We start from the raw sequence: 997 nt of genomic DNA, 5'->3' as shown, positions 1-997 counted from the left end.
GCTTGTGCATTGGAGCGGTAGAGGCGGGCATTGCCTATCCCCTTAAAGAGGTTACTCACCGAGTCGGCCTTGATCATCTCCATCAGTTTGGCATGCATATAGAGGGTATCTTCACTGGAGTACTCCACGATATAGGCACTATCTTGTGCAAAACCATAGCCAATGTCTTCATGATAGACTGCGAAATTGCCAAATAGAGCCACCTGCTGTGCAGTATCTTTCATCTGGATATGGCGGTACATCTCTGCTCGCATTGCTGCACGGTCGTAAAATAGCGAGTCACCCGTCATCCATCGAGTTCCAGAGACCATTACTGGCCGATTCATCAGATAGGCGAGGTCATTTTCAGTATCATAAGTTCCCCTAGAGGTATAGATGATTCCGCTATCCCCCACGATACGAGAGGGGCTCACAATGTCTGCGAGTTTGGTCTCTGTATCATAATTCAATTGTTCGGTGTAGAGCTTAAAATTGGGGTTATCCAACACCACATCTTCCTCAAATACCACCTTTTTACTCTTGGTATCGTATGTGCCGTAGGTAGAACTGAGCACATTAAGCGTATCGGCAACCGATCCGGTATCAAAGTAATAGCCAAGACCGGTCTTGCGGTCGTAGTCAAGGCTATCGGTATAGAGGTGGTTATCTCCATGATTCATCACCACCGACTCTCGCAGTCGGGCTAGGAGGTTCATCCCATTGTAATCGATATAATTACAAGTGATCTCGAGTGAATCGCCTTGCTCAATACGCACTGAGCCGAAGCCTTCAAATCTATTCTGCTCCTGATAGAGCTTGGCGCTATCGCAGTACATGGTCGCATCCTTGTGGCGAAGTACCACATTGCCCACTAGCAGCTGTGCGAAAGTATCTACATCACGATCGTATTTCCAGAGGTCGACATTCTCAATAAAAATACGCTCTTTGCCAGCCTGGGGACTACCAACCGTGTCGCGATACAAAGAAGTCACGGCTGTAGTAGCCCTCAATGATAGGC

1 protein-coding gene is annotated in these 997 nt (G+C 47.7%); it reads right to left on the bottom strand.

The features are described from left to right. Positions 1-971: OstA-like protein (locus tag QVO39_RS07140; RefSeq protein WP_288171904.1), on the bottom strand; the 971-nt coding region annotated here is incomplete at its 3' end. Between the last annotated feature and the right edge of the window lie 26 nt (positions 972-997).

Source organism: Porphyromonas sp. CAG:1061, assembly GCF_000435035.1.
Classification (GTDB): Bacteria; Bacteroidota; Bacteroidia; order Bacteroidales; family Porphyromonadaceae; genus Porphyromonas_A; species Porphyromonas_A somerae.
The sequence above is the reverse complement of the archived record's forward strand: the minus strand, read 5'-3'. Positions and strand labels throughout refer to the sequence as shown.